At 55.0% G+C, this 14,212-nt stretch carries 12 protein-coding genes, 1 pseudogene and 1 other annotated feature; of the genes and pseudogenes, 3 read left to right on the forward strand and 10 right to left on the reverse strand.

Features of this window, described 5'->3' with window-relative positions:
* Positions 1-74 precede the first annotated feature (74 nt).
* From H9X81_RS06995 to H9X81_RS07010, 4 genes are all read right to left on the reverse strand, one after another.
* Positions 75-1,151 carry an ABC transporter permease gene (locus H9X81_RS06995; RefSeq protein ID WP_204720853.1) on the reverse strand — a complete coding sequence of 359 codons (1,077 nt, stop codon included), beginning with the start codon at positions 1,149-1,151 and terminating at the stop codon, positions 75-77.
* Positions 1,148-2,023: an ABC transporter ATP-binding protein gene (locus H9X81_RS07000; RefSeq protein WP_204720855.1), complete on the reverse strand. Its 876-nt coding sequence runs from the start codon at positions 2,021-2,023 to the stop codon at positions 1,148-1,150. Before H9X81_RS07000 ends, H9X81_RS06995 begins: the two co-directional genes overlap by 4 nt.
* Positions 2,024-2,111: 88 nt before the next feature.
* The gene (locus H9X81_RS07005; protein ID WP_204720857.1) at positions 2,112-3,278 is read right to left on the reverse strand and encodes a sensor histidine kinase; all 1,167 of its coding nucleotides are present in this window, start codon (positions 3,276-3,278) and stop codon (positions 2,112-2,114) included.
* Complete coding sequence (locus H9X81_RS07010) at positions 3,266-3,940, reverse strand: response regulator transcription factor (protein ID WP_204720859.1); 675 nt, start codon at positions 3,938-3,940, stop codon at positions 3,266-3,268. The genes H9X81_RS07005 and H9X81_RS07010 overlap by 13 nt, the downstream gene beginning before the upstream one ends.
* A gap of 306 nt (positions 3,941-4,246) precedes the next feature.
* Here H9X81_RS07010 and H9X81_RS07015 point away from each other — a divergent pair, with 306 nt between their 5' ends.
* Positions 4,247-5,278, forward strand: a complete 1,032-nt coding sequence (locus H9X81_RS07015) for a hypothetical protein (RefSeq protein WP_204720861.1) — start codon at positions 4,247-4,249, stop codon at positions 5,276-5,278.
* A gap of 117 nt (positions 5,279-5,395) precedes the next feature.
* On the opposite strand, the pseudogene tnpA reads toward H9X81_RS07015, so the two are convergent.
* The 3 genes and pseudogenes from tnpA to H9X81_RS07030 all read right to left on the reverse strand — a co-directional run bounded on the left by tnpA (position 5,396) and on the right by H9X81_RS07030 (position 8,459).
* Positions 5,396-5,856: pseudogene (gene tnpA, locus H9X81_RS07020) on the reverse strand (IS200/IS605 family transposase).
* A gap of 201 nt (positions 5,857-6,057) precedes the next feature.
* Complete coding sequence (locus tag H9X81_RS07025) at positions 6,058-7,161, reverse strand: methionine synthase (protein ID WP_204720865.1); 1,104 nt, start codon at positions 7,159-7,161, stop codon at positions 6,058-6,060.
* Between the two features lie 359 nt (positions 7,162-7,520).
* Positions 7,521-8,459 (reverse strand): LysR family transcriptional regulator, encoded by a 939-nt coding sequence (locus tag H9X81_RS07030; protein ID WP_204720867.1) that lies wholly within the window; start codon positions 8,457-8,459, stop codon positions 7,521-7,523.
* A gap of 137 nt (positions 8,460-8,596) precedes the next feature.
* Between H9X81_RS07030 and H9X81_RS07035 the strand changes: the two genes are divergently transcribed.
* Both H9X81_RS07035 and H9X81_RS07040 read left to right on the forward strand, forming a co-directional pair.
* Entirely contained in the window at positions 8,597-9,574 is a 978-nt protein-coding gene (locus H9X81_RS07035) for a 3-hydroxyacyl-CoA dehydrogenase family protein (RefSeq protein ID WP_204720869.1), read from the forward strand.
* Entirely contained in the window at positions 9,567-10,820 is a 1,254-nt protein-coding gene (locus tag H9X81_RS07040; protein ID WP_243424066.1) for an MFS transporter, read from the forward strand. Before H9X81_RS07035 ends, H9X81_RS07040 begins: the two co-directional genes overlap by 8 nt.
* Positions 10,821-11,014: 194 nt before the next feature.
* Here the strand turns inward: H9X81_RS07040 and H9X81_RS07045 are convergent, their stop codons facing one another.
* From H9X81_RS07045 to H9X81_RS07055, 3 genes are read right to left on the reverse strand one after another with little or no spacing between them, the layout of a single operon-like run.
* On the reverse strand, positions 11,015-11,812 hold the full coding sequence (locus H9X81_RS07045) for an ABC transporter ATP-binding protein (protein WP_204720979.1): 798 nt from the start codon (positions 11,810-11,812) through the stop codon (positions 11,015-11,017).
* A gap of 26 nt (positions 11,813-11,838) precedes the next feature.
* On the reverse strand, positions 11,839-12,753 hold the full coding sequence (locus H9X81_RS07050; protein ID WP_191391899.1) for an ABC transporter permease: 915 nt from the start codon (positions 12,751-12,753) through the stop codon (positions 11,839-11,841).
* A 21-nt stretch (positions 12,754-12,774) separates the two neighbouring features.
* Positions 12,775-13,743 carry an ABC transporter substrate-binding protein gene (locus H9X81_RS07055; protein WP_204720871.1) on the reverse strand — a complete coding sequence of 323 codons (969 nt, stop codon included), beginning with the start codon at positions 13,741-13,743 and terminating at the stop codon, positions 12,775-12,777.
* A gap of 57 nt (positions 13,744-13,800) precedes the next feature.
* Positions 13,801-14,064, reverse strand: a binding site (T-box leader).
* Positions 14,065-14,212: the final 148 nt, after the last annotated feature.

Here is a 14,212-nt window from a genome sequence, read left to right on the forward strand (position 1 = left end):
AAAAACCGTCCCCTGCCGGAATTCCGGTAAGGGACGGTTTTTCTATTGCAGGCGGGCAGCTGCTGCTCTGCTTTTCACACAATCTGGTGTCTGGCAAATATACGGCGGGAGAACACTGCGCCTACCCCCAGGAAGAACAGCGCTGCCGGGACTGCCCACACCGCATAGAGCAGGCCATTCCCCATCTGCTCCACCGACAGGAGCGCAACCGCCAGAACATGGTACAGCGGCAGAAGCCCCACCAACCGGAACAGCGGACTGGCTTCTGTGATCGGCACCAAGGCGGGGAAAAGAAAAACTGCCATGGACACAACAAAGGCGACAGCCTGGTTTTTGCTCATGGCAGAAACCAGCAGCGTTGCCCCGACTGTGCTGAGAGTGCAGGTGAACGCCAGCAGCACCTGATAGCTCACAAGTGCCCCGCAGGTGATATTGAATGGAATAAACCCCTCCACATAATCGATGGAGGCAAACAGAATGCTGCAGTCCAGCCCCTCTGTGCCATAGAAGAGAAGCGCCAGAATGAGGTTCAGCGCCACAGTCAGCGCTGTGGCGAAAATGGCGGCAAAAACCCCGGCAGTTACCTTGGCGGCGGTGCATCTGGTTCTGCCATAGCGGCTTGTCAGTATAATATTGTCGACTCCCTCATACTCGCCTGAAAAGACCGGAGCGGTCATTACAATGACTGCAAGTGCCAGTGCCACAAAGCTTCTCGCCATATTCTGGCTGGTGGAAAGCCAGCCATCCACATAGCCGATCCGGATCTCTTCATCGCCGAATACATCGGAAACGGTTTGTCCGTTCCAGCTGCCGTCCTGGTTGGCAAAGCGGGCAAAAGCAGCCGACTGCGTGGCATTCTGGTACAGATAGACCGCATTCATTCCATGCAGATCCGAGGCCGGTGCAAAATCGGACATCATCTTCCGCACCGTTTCATCGGTCAGTACCCCCTCATACCTTGCCGCAGCTGCTTTGTCGATTTCCACCGCCGCTTTCCCGGAGCCCTGACCGATATAGGGATCATAGGCGTACTTGTTCCGGTATGTGGTAATGGAGAGCAGGGCAGTAAACAGCAGCACTCCGATCAGGGCGATTTGAGCCAGCCGCCTTGAAAAGATCTTCCGCAGTTCGAAGTAAATCAGCCTTTTCATTTTTCATAGCCCCCTTTGAAATAGTACAGATACAGATCCTCCAGGGTTGGCTGCACCCGGACCGCATTCTCCATCGGCGGACGGTCAGCGATGATGCGCAGGACAGTCTGATTTTCGCTGATGTTCCGCAGATTGCTTGTGTTATAAGCTGCCGCGTAACGCTCCGCAGAGGCCGCCGGAACCGTGCATTCCCACACCTGACCCTCTATTTCCGATGTGATCTCCTGAGGATTGCCAAAGTGAATCACCCGCCCGGATTTCATCATCACAATTTCCTCCGCGATAAACTCCACATCCGAAACAATGTGCGTTGACAGGATCACAATGCGGTCTTTGGAAAAGGCGCTGATCAGATTGCGGAACCGGACCCGCTCTTTGGGATCGAGCCCCGCTGTCGGCTCGTCCAGGATCAGAATATGCGGGTCATTGAGCATGGCCTGGGCAATCCCCAGACGCTGCTTCATGCCTCCGGAAAAGGTTCTGATCCTGCGTCTGCCCTCCTTTGACAGCCCCACCGCTTCCAGCAGCTCCCGGGACTTCGTTTGGGCTGTGCTCTCCCCGAGACCTTTCAACGCCGAGATATAGAGCAGGAAATCCAGCGCCGAAAACTCCGGATAATACCCGAACTGCTGGGGCAGATACCCCAGACAGTCCCGATAGGCTTCGCCCAATCCCGCTATCTCCTTGCCGTCAAGAAGGATTTGCCCTGAAGTGGGTTCCTGAATATCGCAGAGCAGTCGCATCAGCGTCGTTTTCCCTGCGCCATTCGCCCCCAGCAGCCCATATACGCCATTTGTCAGGGTGAGGTCGAGATGATCCACAGCGGTTTTGGAGCCGAATTTCTTGGTCAGTCCGATTGTCTTGAGTTCCATAAATAAGCCCCTTTCTTCACAGGGAGCAATAAAAATACTCCCCATGTGGTTTCATGGAGAGTATAGCGGGAGAATCTCTACTTTTTATCTACAAGGCAGGCGCTTTGAAAAAGGCGGATACAGCTGCCCCATCTGCGGTGTTCCGGATCTGCAGAAAGCCGCCGTGATGCTCGCAGAGAAGCCGGCAGATATAAAGCCCCAGTCCGAAATGCTCGGAATGGCTGCTCTCCCCGGTATAATACGGATCAGTGGCTTTCTGCAGGCTGCCCGGAGCAAAGCCTTCTCCATCGTCCGATACAGTGAGCAACAGCCCGCCATCCTGCATGGCAAAGGACAGTGTCACTGTGCTCCGGGCATACCGGACCGCATTGGAGATCAGATTATTGCACACCTGCGATACAAAGCCGCTGTCCACAGACAGCACAGCAATGGATATATCATTCTGCAGAAGCAGGGTTTTCCCGTTCTGTACGCATACAATTTTGGCGCTGTCATACAGTGAAGACAAAAACGGCTGCAGAGCGGTCAGCCTGTATTCCGGCTGCACCTCCTCCATGCGCCTGAGATTGCTCATGCTGCTGATATAGCTTTCCATACGGGTGATGTGCCGGCCCATTGTGGCAGCGGTCTCTCGTGTCCGGGGATCATCGCTGCCCTGCAGCAGTTCATTGTAGCCCTTGAGCACCGTCAAGGGAGTACGCAGCTCGTGGGCAAAGACAGCATTGAGGGCTTTGCGCTCCTCCACCTGCCGCCACATTTTGGTGAAGTTATCCGCAAGGGTTCCGCGCATGATCTCAAAGGACCTGCAAAGCTGCCCCAGTTCGTCTTCGCTGCGGTACTCCACCGAGAAATCCAGGTCATTGTCCGCAATCTTCTCCGAGGCGGCCCGCAGTTCGGCAAGCGGTTTCCTCAGCCTGTTCCGGTAAAACAGCATCGCCGCCGCAATGATACAGATTGCCGTATAAACCGGGGCTGCCGCAACCGGAAAAGCCTCCAGGACTTCGATCATACGCTCGTCCTGTTCGGTCATGGGAACAGGGTCTTTCCCAATGTAGGCGCCTTCGCCCAGCTGTTCCCCCTGCTCGTTGGTCAGGTAGTACTTTTCGCCGGACGGCGGATAGGACGCCAGAATGCTTTCAGCGGTATTCCCGCAGACGGCGAAGGTCACAGCCGAGAGGATCGCCGCAAGCCCGAGAAAGGCGGCAATATAGGCAACCAGGCTTTTGCGCAGCGACAGGCGGTTTATCTGACCCATTTGTATCCACACCCCCAGACAGTTTCAATATAGACCCGGTCGGTATGGGCAGCGAATTTGGTGCGGATTCTGCGGATGTGCTCCGCTACCACACTGCTGTCCCCCTCGCTGTCATAGCCCCAGATGCGCTCATAGATCCGCTCCTTGTCAAAGACCTGCCCCGGGTTCTGTGACAGCAGCTCTACAATCTCAAATTCCTTCTTCGCAAGGCTGACACGCTGTCCGTCAAAATACAGGCACCGCTCAGAATAGTCAATCGTCAGGTCCCCCGAAAACCGGAGCTGCGCCTCTATGCTGTGCCGTGCCTCCCGGCGCAGATGGGCCTGCACCCGTGCCTCCAGCTCCGCCAGCGAAAAGGGCTTCACGATGTAGTCATCGCCCCCGACTGCAAAGCCCTTCACCTTGTCAGCCTCCTCAATCCGGGCGGTCAGGAACAGGATCGGACAGGATATATAATCCCGGATTCTCCGGCAGACCTCCAGTCCGTCTGTTCCGGGCATATTGATGTCCAGCAGAATGATGTCCGGCTGCTTTTCCGCCTGCCGGAGCGCCTCCGCTCCATTGGATGCACGCAGGACGCAAAAGCCCCTGCTTTCAAAGAAGCTGCCCAGCATGGCTACAATATCGCTTTCATCGTCGGCAATCAGAATCTTCCGGCTCATTGCGCTCACCTCCCAGAACCAATATAGCAGCTGTTTTTCAACTATTTATCTATTTTCGGCAAACCTACCGTGCGGCGCAGATCCGCCCTCCTGATTTCCTATTATAGTTTCTTCCGGCGCACAGCACAAGGAACTCCGCTGAAAAGAAACCGCCGGGGACAACCGGCAGTCCCAAATTGCGACATGCCCCCTGCGCCGTTACCTTTTGGGACAAACCGGTCAAAATGTCCATTGCTCATACAGGAGCAATATACTAAACTTTTTTCTAGCAAACATAACGCAGTTTACCAGGAAGGAGCCCTCTCTATGGAAAACAGTATGTCCCGCATTCTGATCGAAACCACAGTCCGCCAGACCCTCAAAGGACTCCAGGACGACCCCAAACGAAGCATCCGGAATGTGGTGGACATGGCTCTGCATTTTTCGGATGTGCGTTTCCAGAGCCGGTTTTTCCGGACTGCCCAGACCATGCTGGAACATGAGGGCAGCGCCTATTATGCCCTGGTGGAGGACGCCGCCAACCACATTGACCAGGAACATCTGGTGACATTCGGCATGAACCTCGGCTACAACAGCTGCACCTGGGGTGCCCAGCGCATCCGTACCAATGAGGCACAGCTGGGCTTCAATATTCCCTGGACCGTGCTCTTCCTGATGGAGGAACCCCACTGCTCCCAGCATCTCCCCCAGTATAACCGTGCTGTGTCCGAAGGGAAGGAACTGGGGATTTACAGCTGGATTCTCCTGTCCCATAGCAACCTCCTGGAACTGCTTCCGCTGATCGAGCGCCATCCGGACAGTGCCTTCTTCCTCTTCTGCCGCCCAGAGGACATCAGTCCCGCCGTGCTGGATGAGATCACTCCCCTGCGGCACCTCATGCTGGTGGTGCGCTGGGGCGATCAGGCCGATGAAGCCTGTGCCATGCTGCGCAATGCCCGGCTCCCCTATTCGGTCTACTATCCCTATTCGCCCGATGACCTGCCTTTCATCCGCAGCGGCGATCTGTTCTGCGATACACAGCAGCTTCACCCGCTCTTTACCGCACTGGCGGCAAAGCCCGATTGCCCTGCCGAGATCCAGCGCCAGGCCCATCAGGCGGCAGAAGAGCTGCGCAATAGGCAAAACTACAAGACAGTGCCCTGGGAGCTGTGTTATGACACCCGGAGTCTGGACGAGATCATCTCAGATGACGCCTGCTGTGTCCTGTTTGACGGGCAGGGGCAGCTGATTGCCCTGGATAATCCCGGCTGTGCTCCCTTCGGCTGCCTGTTTGAAGAGGGGCTCACCTCACTGATCCGGCGTGCCTACCCGAAATCTCCCCCTGCTTCTTCCCTGTAAGCAGTAAATAAAAATCCCCCGGCGGAGCCGGGGGTATTTCACATGACGGGCATAGCCCTATGTTGCTGACCACGTGTCACGTCACGTAGATACGATCTGACACCTGCATGGAGTTTGCTACTTGCTACCCGTAAACGGGTTGTTTAGAAATTCGGCATCGTTAACTGTTCTCCAGCCTTGTCCTTTTCGTATTGTTGCTGTATGTATTCCTGGATCTTTTTTGCATTCTTGCCTGCTGTATCAACGTAATACCCTCTGCACCAGAATTCTCGGTTCTTATACTTGTATTTTAGTTCCGGGAACTGTTCGTATATCATCAGGCTGCTTTTCCCTTTCAGATATCCCATGAAACTTGATACCGCTACCTTTGGCGGGATTTCTACAAGCATATGAATGTGATCTGGATATACTTCTGCCTCTATGATTCTTACGCTTTTCCACTCACACAGCATTCTTAAGATTTTCCCTATCTCTACTCTTTTTTCTTTATAGATTACTTTCCTCCGATACTTTGGAGCAAATACCACATGATATTTGCAATTCCATTTCGTATGCGCTAAACTATTACTGTCGTTCATTCTGAGTGACCTCCCTTTGCTTCTTTGTGCAGTTGCCAGACCGCACTTCTATTCTAGCAAAGGGAGTTTTTCTTGTCCTCATGATCGGCAAAAGCCTTCTTTTGAACCACTCGCCTAGCGAGTGGTTTTCTTTATACAAAAAGCAGAGGAGAAGTTTCTCCTCTGCTTTTTCCATTTCAATATAAATTGTCAGATTCCGGATTACAGGAAGACACGGCAGGATACCAGCAGGTCAATCTTCTTCCACTGGGTATCCTCATCGATGCAGTTGCCTTCTTCTACCGATGCGAATCCGCACTGGGGCGAAAGGGCAATGTTATCGCCTACAACTGCCTTGGCCTGCTCATACCGGGCCTTGAGATAGTCGTGGTCCTCCAGCTCTGCCTTCTTGGTGGAGATCAGACCCGCTACAAAGGTCTTGCCGCTGTCCTTGAGCGGAGCCCAGGGCTCAAAGGAACCGGAACGCTCATCATCATACTCTACAAAGAAGCCGTCATAGGGGATCTGCACAATGGTGGGCGCCACAGAATCATAGAAGCCCGCAAAGAGCGGATGTCCCTTGAAGTTGCCCTTGCAGAAGTGGCTGGCAATTACCATATCCTTCGGATGGCCCTCCAGCGCCTTGGTGGAAACCTTCCGGAACCACTCCAGCACTTCGGCCTTGTCATAACCGAATCCGGCGATCTTCTTCTGGAACTCCTCGTCAATGAGATAGGTCCAGGAGGTGTCATCAATCTGCAGATAGCGGCAGCCATGGGCATAAAAGTCCTGGATGGCATCCTGATAGGCCTTGGCAATATCCTCAATGAGCAGATCCACATTCTCGCCATAATAGGGAACATTCCGCCGGTTGAGCTGGAGATAGTTATCCACCAGGATCATATTGGGGCCGGAGATGCACTTCTTGGCAATAACACCCGGATACTTTGCAGCCTCACTGCGCAGGAAGTCATAGGCCTGCACCTCAGCATGGGGACGGCTGGCATCATAACGGATCTTGCCGCACACATAGCCCAGCTCAATGTGGTTGACTACGCCGTTGCGCTCCTTGTCCAGATGCTCGGTGGTAAATCCATCGAACTCCTTGAGCCAGTCCAGATGCCACCAGCGCCGGCGGAACTCACCGTCTGTCACGATCTTCAGGCCATGGGCCACTTCCTTGGACACCAGATCCGCAATGGCTGCGTCCTCTACCTTCCGCAGTTCTTCCAGGGTGATCTTGCCCTGGGCATATTCTGCTCTGGCCTTCTTGATGGGTTCGGGCCGCAGGAAAGAGCCCACAATATCATATTTAATATTCAGCATTGTTCGTTCCTCCAAGATTGTTTTCTATCAGAATACAGAATGCGCAATTTCGTTTCCATGTCCCCTATTATAAGCGCAAATTCCGGGAAGGTAAAATACATAAATCTTTAGGCAAGCCATAGTCAAAAACTATCCCGCTGATTATGATACAGCGCTTCGGTTATGGCGCATCCGCATTTTCGCCCGGAAAAATGCTTTGCCGGGCGCGCAAAAAGGCCTCCTTCCAGGAGCCTTTCATTTGAACCGGATGCCTTGCAGCGCAAAAAAGTGACCGGCAGTCTGTGTGTTGCCGGTCAGAGGAAATGGTATTGTTTTGCTGTCCTCTTGGCAGGGAAGGGTTCAGCAGCTGGCAGCGAAGGTCAGGGGGCAGGCGGGGTGTCCGCAGGGTCCAGACGGGTGGAGGTGGGGTCCCGCAGGAGCTTTTCCTCTGCCAGGTGCAGGAAGTACCGCCAGCTCTCCCGCAGCCGTCCCTTGTGGGACACCACCCCATAGATCAGCTGCTGGCTCTCCTGGATGGGAACCGTTGTGAGCCCGATGAGCGGCGCGTATTCGGGAATGCAGTACCCCGGCAGCACAGCAATGCCATAGCCTGCCTTGGCTAAGGACATCATCATGCGGTCGTCATCGCAGTAGATGTCCCGGTTGCTGAGTTCGTGCAGCTGTACCAGCCGGGTGAGGGGATTGCCGGTATTGAAGGGCACATAGGCATTGCCCATGCGGATGATCACCTGCTTTTCCAGCTCGGAAAAGGAGATGGAGTCCCGGGCTGCCAGCGGATGCTCCGACGGCAGTACCGCAAACCCTCCCTTGCGGCAGAACCGGTGGAACTGATAGCCCTCCTGGCGGCGCAGCAGCATATTGTCGGTAACAAAGGCCAGATTGAGCTGTCCGTCCTCGAAGAGGTCGAGGATCTGATCAAAGTTGGCGATCTGGATATCGGGCAGGATATTGGGATAGCGCAGCCGGAACCGGGTAAAGACGGAGGTGAGCATCACCATTTCCGCATGGGAGGTACAGCCGATGCGCAGCAGTTCAAAATCCCGTTCCTGGGAGATCTGCCGGGTGACGGCGTCCAGTTTGGAGAGAATATCCCGGGCCACCGGATAGAAGGTTTCTCCGGCGGGGGTTAGACGCACCGAATGCTTATCCCGGAACAGGAGCTGGACACCCATCTGTTCCTCCAGGCTCTTGATATGATGGGTGACAGTGGGCACTGAAAAATAGAGTTCCTCTGCGGCCCGGGTAAAACTGAGTTTGTCTGCCACTGCCACAAAACATTTGAGTTTTTGTAATTCCATGGCGATCCCATCCCTTTCTTTCCTTTATTATAGCGGGTTTATTAGAGATTGTCTAATACCGTTAGGAGATTTCTAAGAGCACACCGCCCGGTTTGGTGATATATTTTTAACAAAGAATTCGGAAAGGAATGTGCAGTATGAAACAGAATTTCAGTGAGTACAGGATACTGGTTGTGGGAGCTGGTGTCATGGGCCGGGGGATTGCGCAGGTCATGGCGGCACAGGGTCTGACCGTCTATATGACCGACCTCAAGCAGGAGTATCTGGACAATGCCCTGCGGGAGATTGACCGGGCCATCGACATTCTGAAGGACAACGGCATGGCAGATGAAAGCTACCGGGAGACAGTCCGGAAGAATCTCCATGTGATGACCAACGATGGAATTCCGTCGGTGGGCAAGGCGATCGACTGTGCCTTTGAGGTCATCTATGAGAACAAGGAGGCCAAGCGGCAGATCTATGCCCTGCTCAACGAGAGCTGCCGGGAGGACTGCATCTTTGCCAGCAATACTTCGGGTATGGATATTTTCTCGGTGTGCGATGATGTCGTCAGCCATCCGGAACGGCTCATCATCACCCATTGGTTCAATCCGCCCCATCTGATGAAGCTGATCGAGGTGGTCTGCGGCCCCAAGACTTCGGAGGAAACTGCTGCGGCTGTCCGGGGTCTGCTGGAATATGCGGGCAAGAAACCGGCGGTACTGCGTCACTTTGTGCCCGGCTTTATTGTCAACCGTCTGGCGACAGTCATCAACCGGGAACTCTATTACATGATCGATCAGGGCTGGATCTCGGCGGAAGATGCCGAAAACGCCATCCGGTATACCGATGGTCTGCGGTTCGGCTTTGAGGGTCCCATTGCCCTGTGGGACTTTGTGGGTCTGGAAATCCCCATGACGGTTGCCAAGGACGTACTGCCCAGCCTCTGTAATGATACCCAGTCCATTCCGCTGGGTGAAAAGCTCATTGCCGAAGGCAAGACCGGTGTCCGGGCGGGAGAGGGTCTGCTCAAGTATCCGTCCCCGGAAAAGTATGCGGAAAAGCGCAGCCGGCGCATTATCCAGATGACCAAGATCCTGGAAGAATATGACCGGGAGGATCGCTGCGATGACTGACACTGCTGTAATGGACTATCAAAAACTCGATGAGCGGCGGAAGTTCTATTTCGCCTGCTGTCTGGTGGGGGCATTCTTTGTGGGCCTGGCCTATACCTGGTCGGTACTCCAGTCCCCGTTCATTGCCCTGCTGGGCGGCGACGCGGTCAAGTCCACTGTCGTGCTCTGCTATACTGTAACAGTGCTCTCCTCTACCATGAGCCCCTCCATTCTGGGCGGCTTCATCAAAAAACTGGGCACCCGCCGCACCATCGCCCTGGGCAGTATTCTGTTCGGCGCCGGTTATGTGATCTCCGGCTATACCACCTCCATGGCGGTCTTCTTCCTGGCTTTCGGTCTGGGTACCGGCGTGGGTTCCGGCCTGATCTACCCCACCATCATGGGCTATATGGCAAGCCTCTATCCCGATAAGCGGGGCTCGGTTTCGGGCATTATCGCCGGTGTCTATGGCGGCGCGTCCATCTTCCTGTCCCCGATGCTCGCCGGTATGATCGAGAGCCGCAGTCTCTCCTTTGCCCTGACTGTGGCCGGCGGTGCCGCTCTGGTGGTCATCTTCGCCGTTGCCATGCTGATCCAGCCGGTTCCCCAGGGCTATCTGGAATACAAGTGCGGTTCCGGTTCCGCCGGCGCGGGCCGGGCTGCCCGCTCGGTCTATGACCTCGACCGGGCCGGTATGGTGAAAACTGCCATGTTCTATGTGGCAATCGTTGCCTTTGCCTTTGGCTGTACCTCCGGTATGATGGTCATCAGTCAGGTGTCTGCCATCATGCAGGAGAGCTTTGCCCTCACTGCCACTCAGGCGGCCTTCTATGTGTCCATCATGTCCTTTATGAGCATGTCCGGACGCTTCCTCTGGGGCATTGTCACCGACCACTTTGACAAGTATATCACCCTCTGCATCATCTGCGGTCTGCCGGTGATCGCCATGGGAGTCCTGGCGGTTTCCGATGCCATGATGGTAGCTGTGGTCTGTCTGGCTGTGACTGCCCTCTGCTATGGCGGCTTCGGCAGTACCATCACCCCCATCACCGCTGACCTGTTCGGTGCGGCTCATGTCACCGAAAACTATGGCGTGATGTATCTGGCCTTCGGCTTTGCCGGTCTGGCTGGCCCGCAGATTGCCGTCAAGCTCAGCACCGGCGGGGATTACTCCATGGCCTTCCTGGCTGCCTGTGCCATTTCCGCTGTGGCCTTTGTCATGGCGCTGATCGTTCGCCGTAAAGTACAGGCTGTGATTCACAGCTGACTTTTTCCATAAATCCTCTCTTCTGCGGACCGTCCTCCGGAACTTCCCGGGGGACGGTCTTTTTTATAGAGGCGCCTCTGCCGCTGTGGGTGAGGCAGAGTCCGATCCGAAAACGGAATAAAAAGCAAAAAGAAAAGAGCCGTTTTGCAGCGGCTCTTTCCCGATATTTGAAAGACTGGATTCAGACAATCCTATCAGTTGTGCAGCAGCATCCGGTCGGAGAGTGCATTCTCTCCTCCGGCCTGAGCAAACAGCTTCAGGAGCTGATCCACGGTGAGCTTCTTTTTCTCCTCGCCCTGAATATCCAGGATAATCCGTCCCTCGTCCATCATGATCAGACGGTTGCCATGGCGTATGGCATCATTCATGTTATGGGTGATCATCAGGGTTGTGAGCTGGCTCTGGTTCACCACCTGATCTGTAATATCCAGCACCTTAGCCGCTGTTTTGGGGTCCAGCGCGGCGGTATGCTCATCCAGCAGCAGGAGCTTCGGCTTCTGCATCGTCGCCATAATCAGTGTGATCGCCTGGCGCTGACCGCCGGAGAGCAGCCCGATCTTATCATCCAGCCGGCGCTCCAGCCCCAGACCCAGCATTTCCAGCGCCTTGATGAACTCCTGGTTTTCCCCTTTGGGGAGGCCCCAGCGCAGTCCCCGGTGCTTTCCCCGCCGGGCAGCCAGTGCCAGGTTCTCTGATACCGACATCTTGGCAGCAGTGCCCTGCATGGGGTCCTGGAACACCCGGCCCAGCAATCCGGCACGCTTGTGTTCCGGCAGGCGGGTCACATCCACCGAATCGATGCGGATCTCGCCGGAATCCACCCCGATGGTACCGGCGATGCTGTTGAGCAGAGTGGACTTTCCAGCGCCATTTCCGCCGATAACAGTGACATAGTCCCCCTCCTTCAGCGTCAGTGACACCCCTTTGAGCACATGATTCTCGTTGGGGGTACCGGGATTGAACGTCTTGTGAAGATTGGTAATCTGCAGCATATCAGTCATAGATAGTCCCTCCCCCATTACTTGCTCTGTACGGCACAGCCAGCTGAAACACGCCGGGGCCGGAACAGGGTGATTGCCTTCCCCTGGATATTGGGGATAGACAGCGCTGCCGCTACGGTAATGGCTGTAAACAACCGCAGGTCTGTAGGCTGCATTCCCAGCTCAATGACAAAGGCTATGATAATCCGGTAGATCACTGCGCCCAGTGCCATAGAGAAGAAACGCCGCAGGAAGCCGCCCCGGTCAAACAGCACCTCACCGATGATGACCGATGCCAGGCCGATCACAATGGCACCCTGGCCCATTGTAATATCGGCATAGCGCTGGTTCTGAGCGATCAGTGCTCCTGAAAATGCCACCAGACCATTGCTGAGCATCAGGCCCAGCAGCTTCATGGTATCGGTATTGATCCCCTGGGCCCGTGCCATTTTCTCATTGTCGCCGGTGGCACGGATGGCACAGCCCAGCTCGGTGCCGAAGAACCAGTAGAGGAAGAGGATCACTGCGGCTGTCAGACCGGCCCCTACCAGCATCACAGCCCATTGACCGGTGATCCCCAGTGCCGAGATGCCTGTAAAGACGGTATCACTCTTGAGCAGGGTGATATTCGCCTTTCCCATGATCCGGATATTGATGGAATACAGGGCAATCATGCTGAGAATGCCCGAGAGCAGCCCGGGAATCTTCAGCTTGGTATGCAGGACTCCAGTAACCCATCCCGCTGCCATACCGCCTGCAATGGCAGCGGCAGTAGCCAGGACAGGGTCCACTCCGTCATAGATCAGCCTTGCCGCAATGGCAGCTCCCATTGTAATGCTTCCCTCCACTGTGAGGTCGGCATAGTCCAGAATCCGGTAGGTGAGAAATACACCCAGTGTCATAATTGCCCAAAGCAGTCCCAATGAAACTGCGCCTAGTACTATATTCAGCATTGCTTGCCTCTTTTCTCACTGTTATTCCGCAAATTCCAGCAAATGCTCCGGAATTTCGATTCCGATCTCCTCTGCCATGGATTTGCTGATTGTGTAACTGTAATCGCTCTGCGACTGAATGGGCATGACTGCCGGATCAGCACCTTCCAGGACTTCCACTGCCATCTCGCCGGTCTGCCGGCCAAGATTGTAGTAGTCCAGTCCCAGCGAGGCCAGTCCTCCTTCTGCCACACAGTTCCCCTCTCCCCAGAATACCGGGATCTTGGCTGTCTGCGCCGCAGATCCTACCAGTGCCGCCGAAGCTGCCAGGGTATTGTCCGTGGGAATATACAGGGCATCGCATTTACCCAGGATGGACTGTACAGCCTGCTGCACATCATTGCTGCCGGTGACAGTCTGCTCCACATAGCCCACATTCATCTCCTCCAGGACAGCCTTGACCTCCTGGATCTGGAGCGCCGAGTTGTCCTCGCTGCTGGTGTAGAGCAGGCCCACGGTCTGCACATCGGGCAGAAACTCCCGGATCAGCTCCATCTGCTCCCGGATAGGGTTCATATCGTTGGTACCGGTGACATTGGTGCCCGGCGCCTCATTGGACTGGACCAGGCCGGCATCCACCGGGTCGGTCACCGCAGTAATCAGCACGGGAATCTCACTGGTCTGGGAGGCGATGCTCTGGGCAGCGCCGGTGCCGATTGCCAGTACCAGGTCACAGTCATCGCCTACAAACCGCTGGCTGATAGTGAGCAGTGCGGAGGAATCACCCTGAGCATTCTGATAGTCGATCTCAATGGTCTCCCCGTCCACATAGCCATGGTCTGCCAGGGCGTCCACAAATCCCTCCCGGGCCGAATCCAGTGCGGCATGTTCCGCTGGCTGGATAATGCCGATCCGGAGTTTCTGCTCCCCGGAATCCGATGGGTTCGATGCACAGGCAGTCATTGATACTGCCAGCAGCATTGCTGTCATTGCCAGGCCAAACTTTTTCATAACATTTCCCTCTTTCTTTCCCAGAGGAACAAAAAATCCCGTCCTCTGAATAAAATTTCAGAGGACGGGAGAAATTCCCGTGTTACCACCTCTATTTATCGGCTCCTCACGGAGACCGACCTCGACGGGTATCGTGCCTTTTTTGCAGAATACCCTGCGCTGTAACGGGCGGACCCGGAGCCGGCTACCCGGACCCTGAGGTCTTTCACCGGTCAGCTAAGGGGTGTATTCGGGAGCAAGGAACATACTTCTCTTTCACCAACCGGAAGCTCTCTGAATGTTCTGAACTGCTCACTACTGGTCCCCTATTATTGCTTTTTCTGCATTATATCCTCACTGCAGACCCCTGTCAATATCGGCGGCAATTCTTTGGCATTCTGCTGCATTTCAGCCGGCACTTTTGCACTTTAAACTGTACAATTTACCGATTTAAAGCAGAGGTTTCTGTGGATAACCTGAGAATACATGT

Origin of the sequence: Hydrogenoanaerobacterium saccharovorans (genome assembly GCF_016901815.1) — a bacterium.
GTDB lineage: Bacteria > Bacillota > Clostridia > Oscillospirales > Ruminococcaceae > Avimicrobium > Avimicrobium caecorum.

What these genes read in the sequence shown, in the direction of transcription:
- H9X81_RS07040 (WP_243424066.1), top strand. Translation starts at nt 9,567, where the DNA reads ATGACTGACACTGCTGTAATGGACTATCAAAAACTCGATGAGCGGCGG.
- H9X81_RS07025 (WP_204720865.1), bottom strand. Translation starts at nt 7,161, where the DNA reads ATGCTGAATATTAAATATGATATTGTGGGCTCTTTCCTGCGGCCCGAA.
- H9X81_RS07005 (WP_204720857.1), bottom strand. Translation starts at nt 3,278, where the DNA reads ATGGGTCAGATAAACCGCCTGTCGCTGCGCAAAAGCCTGGTTGCCTAT.
- H9X81_RS07030 (WP_204720867.1), bottom strand. Translation starts at nt 8,459, where the DNA reads ATGGAATTACAAAAACTCAAATGTTTTGTGGCAGTGGCAGACAAACTC.
- H9X81_RS07035 (WP_204720869.1), top strand. Translation starts at nt 8,597, where the DNA reads ATGAAACAGAATTTCAGTGAGTACAGGATACTGGTTGTGGGAGCTGGT.
- H9X81_RS07055 (WP_204720871.1), bottom strand. Translation starts at nt 13,743, where the DNA reads ATGAAAAAGTTTGGCCTGGCAATGACAGCAATGCTGCTGGCAGTATCA.
- H9X81_RS07045 (WP_204720979.1), bottom strand. Translation starts at nt 11,812, where the DNA reads ATGCTGCAGATTACCAATCTTCACAAGACGTTCAATCCCGGTACCCCC.
- H9X81_RS07050 (WP_191391899.1), bottom strand. Translation starts at nt 12,753, where the DNA reads ATGCTGAATATAGTACTAGGCGCAGTTTCATTGGGACTGCTTTGGGCA.
- H9X81_RS07000 (WP_204720855.1), bottom strand. Translation starts at nt 2,023, where the DNA reads ATGGAACTCAAGACAATCGGACTGACCAAGAAATTCGGCTCCAAAACC.
- H9X81_RS06995 (WP_204720853.1), bottom strand. Translation starts at nt 1,151, where the DNA reads ATGAAAAGGCTGATTTACTTCGAACTGCGGAAGATCTTTTCAAGGCGG.
- H9X81_RS07010 (WP_204720859.1), bottom strand. Translation starts at nt 3,940, where the DNA reads ATGAGCCGGAAGATTCTGATTGCCGACGATGAAAGCGATATTGTAGCC.
- H9X81_RS07015 (WP_204720861.1), top strand. Translation starts at nt 4,247, where the DNA reads ATGGAAAACAGTATGTCCCGCATTCTGATCGAAACCACAGTCCGCCAG.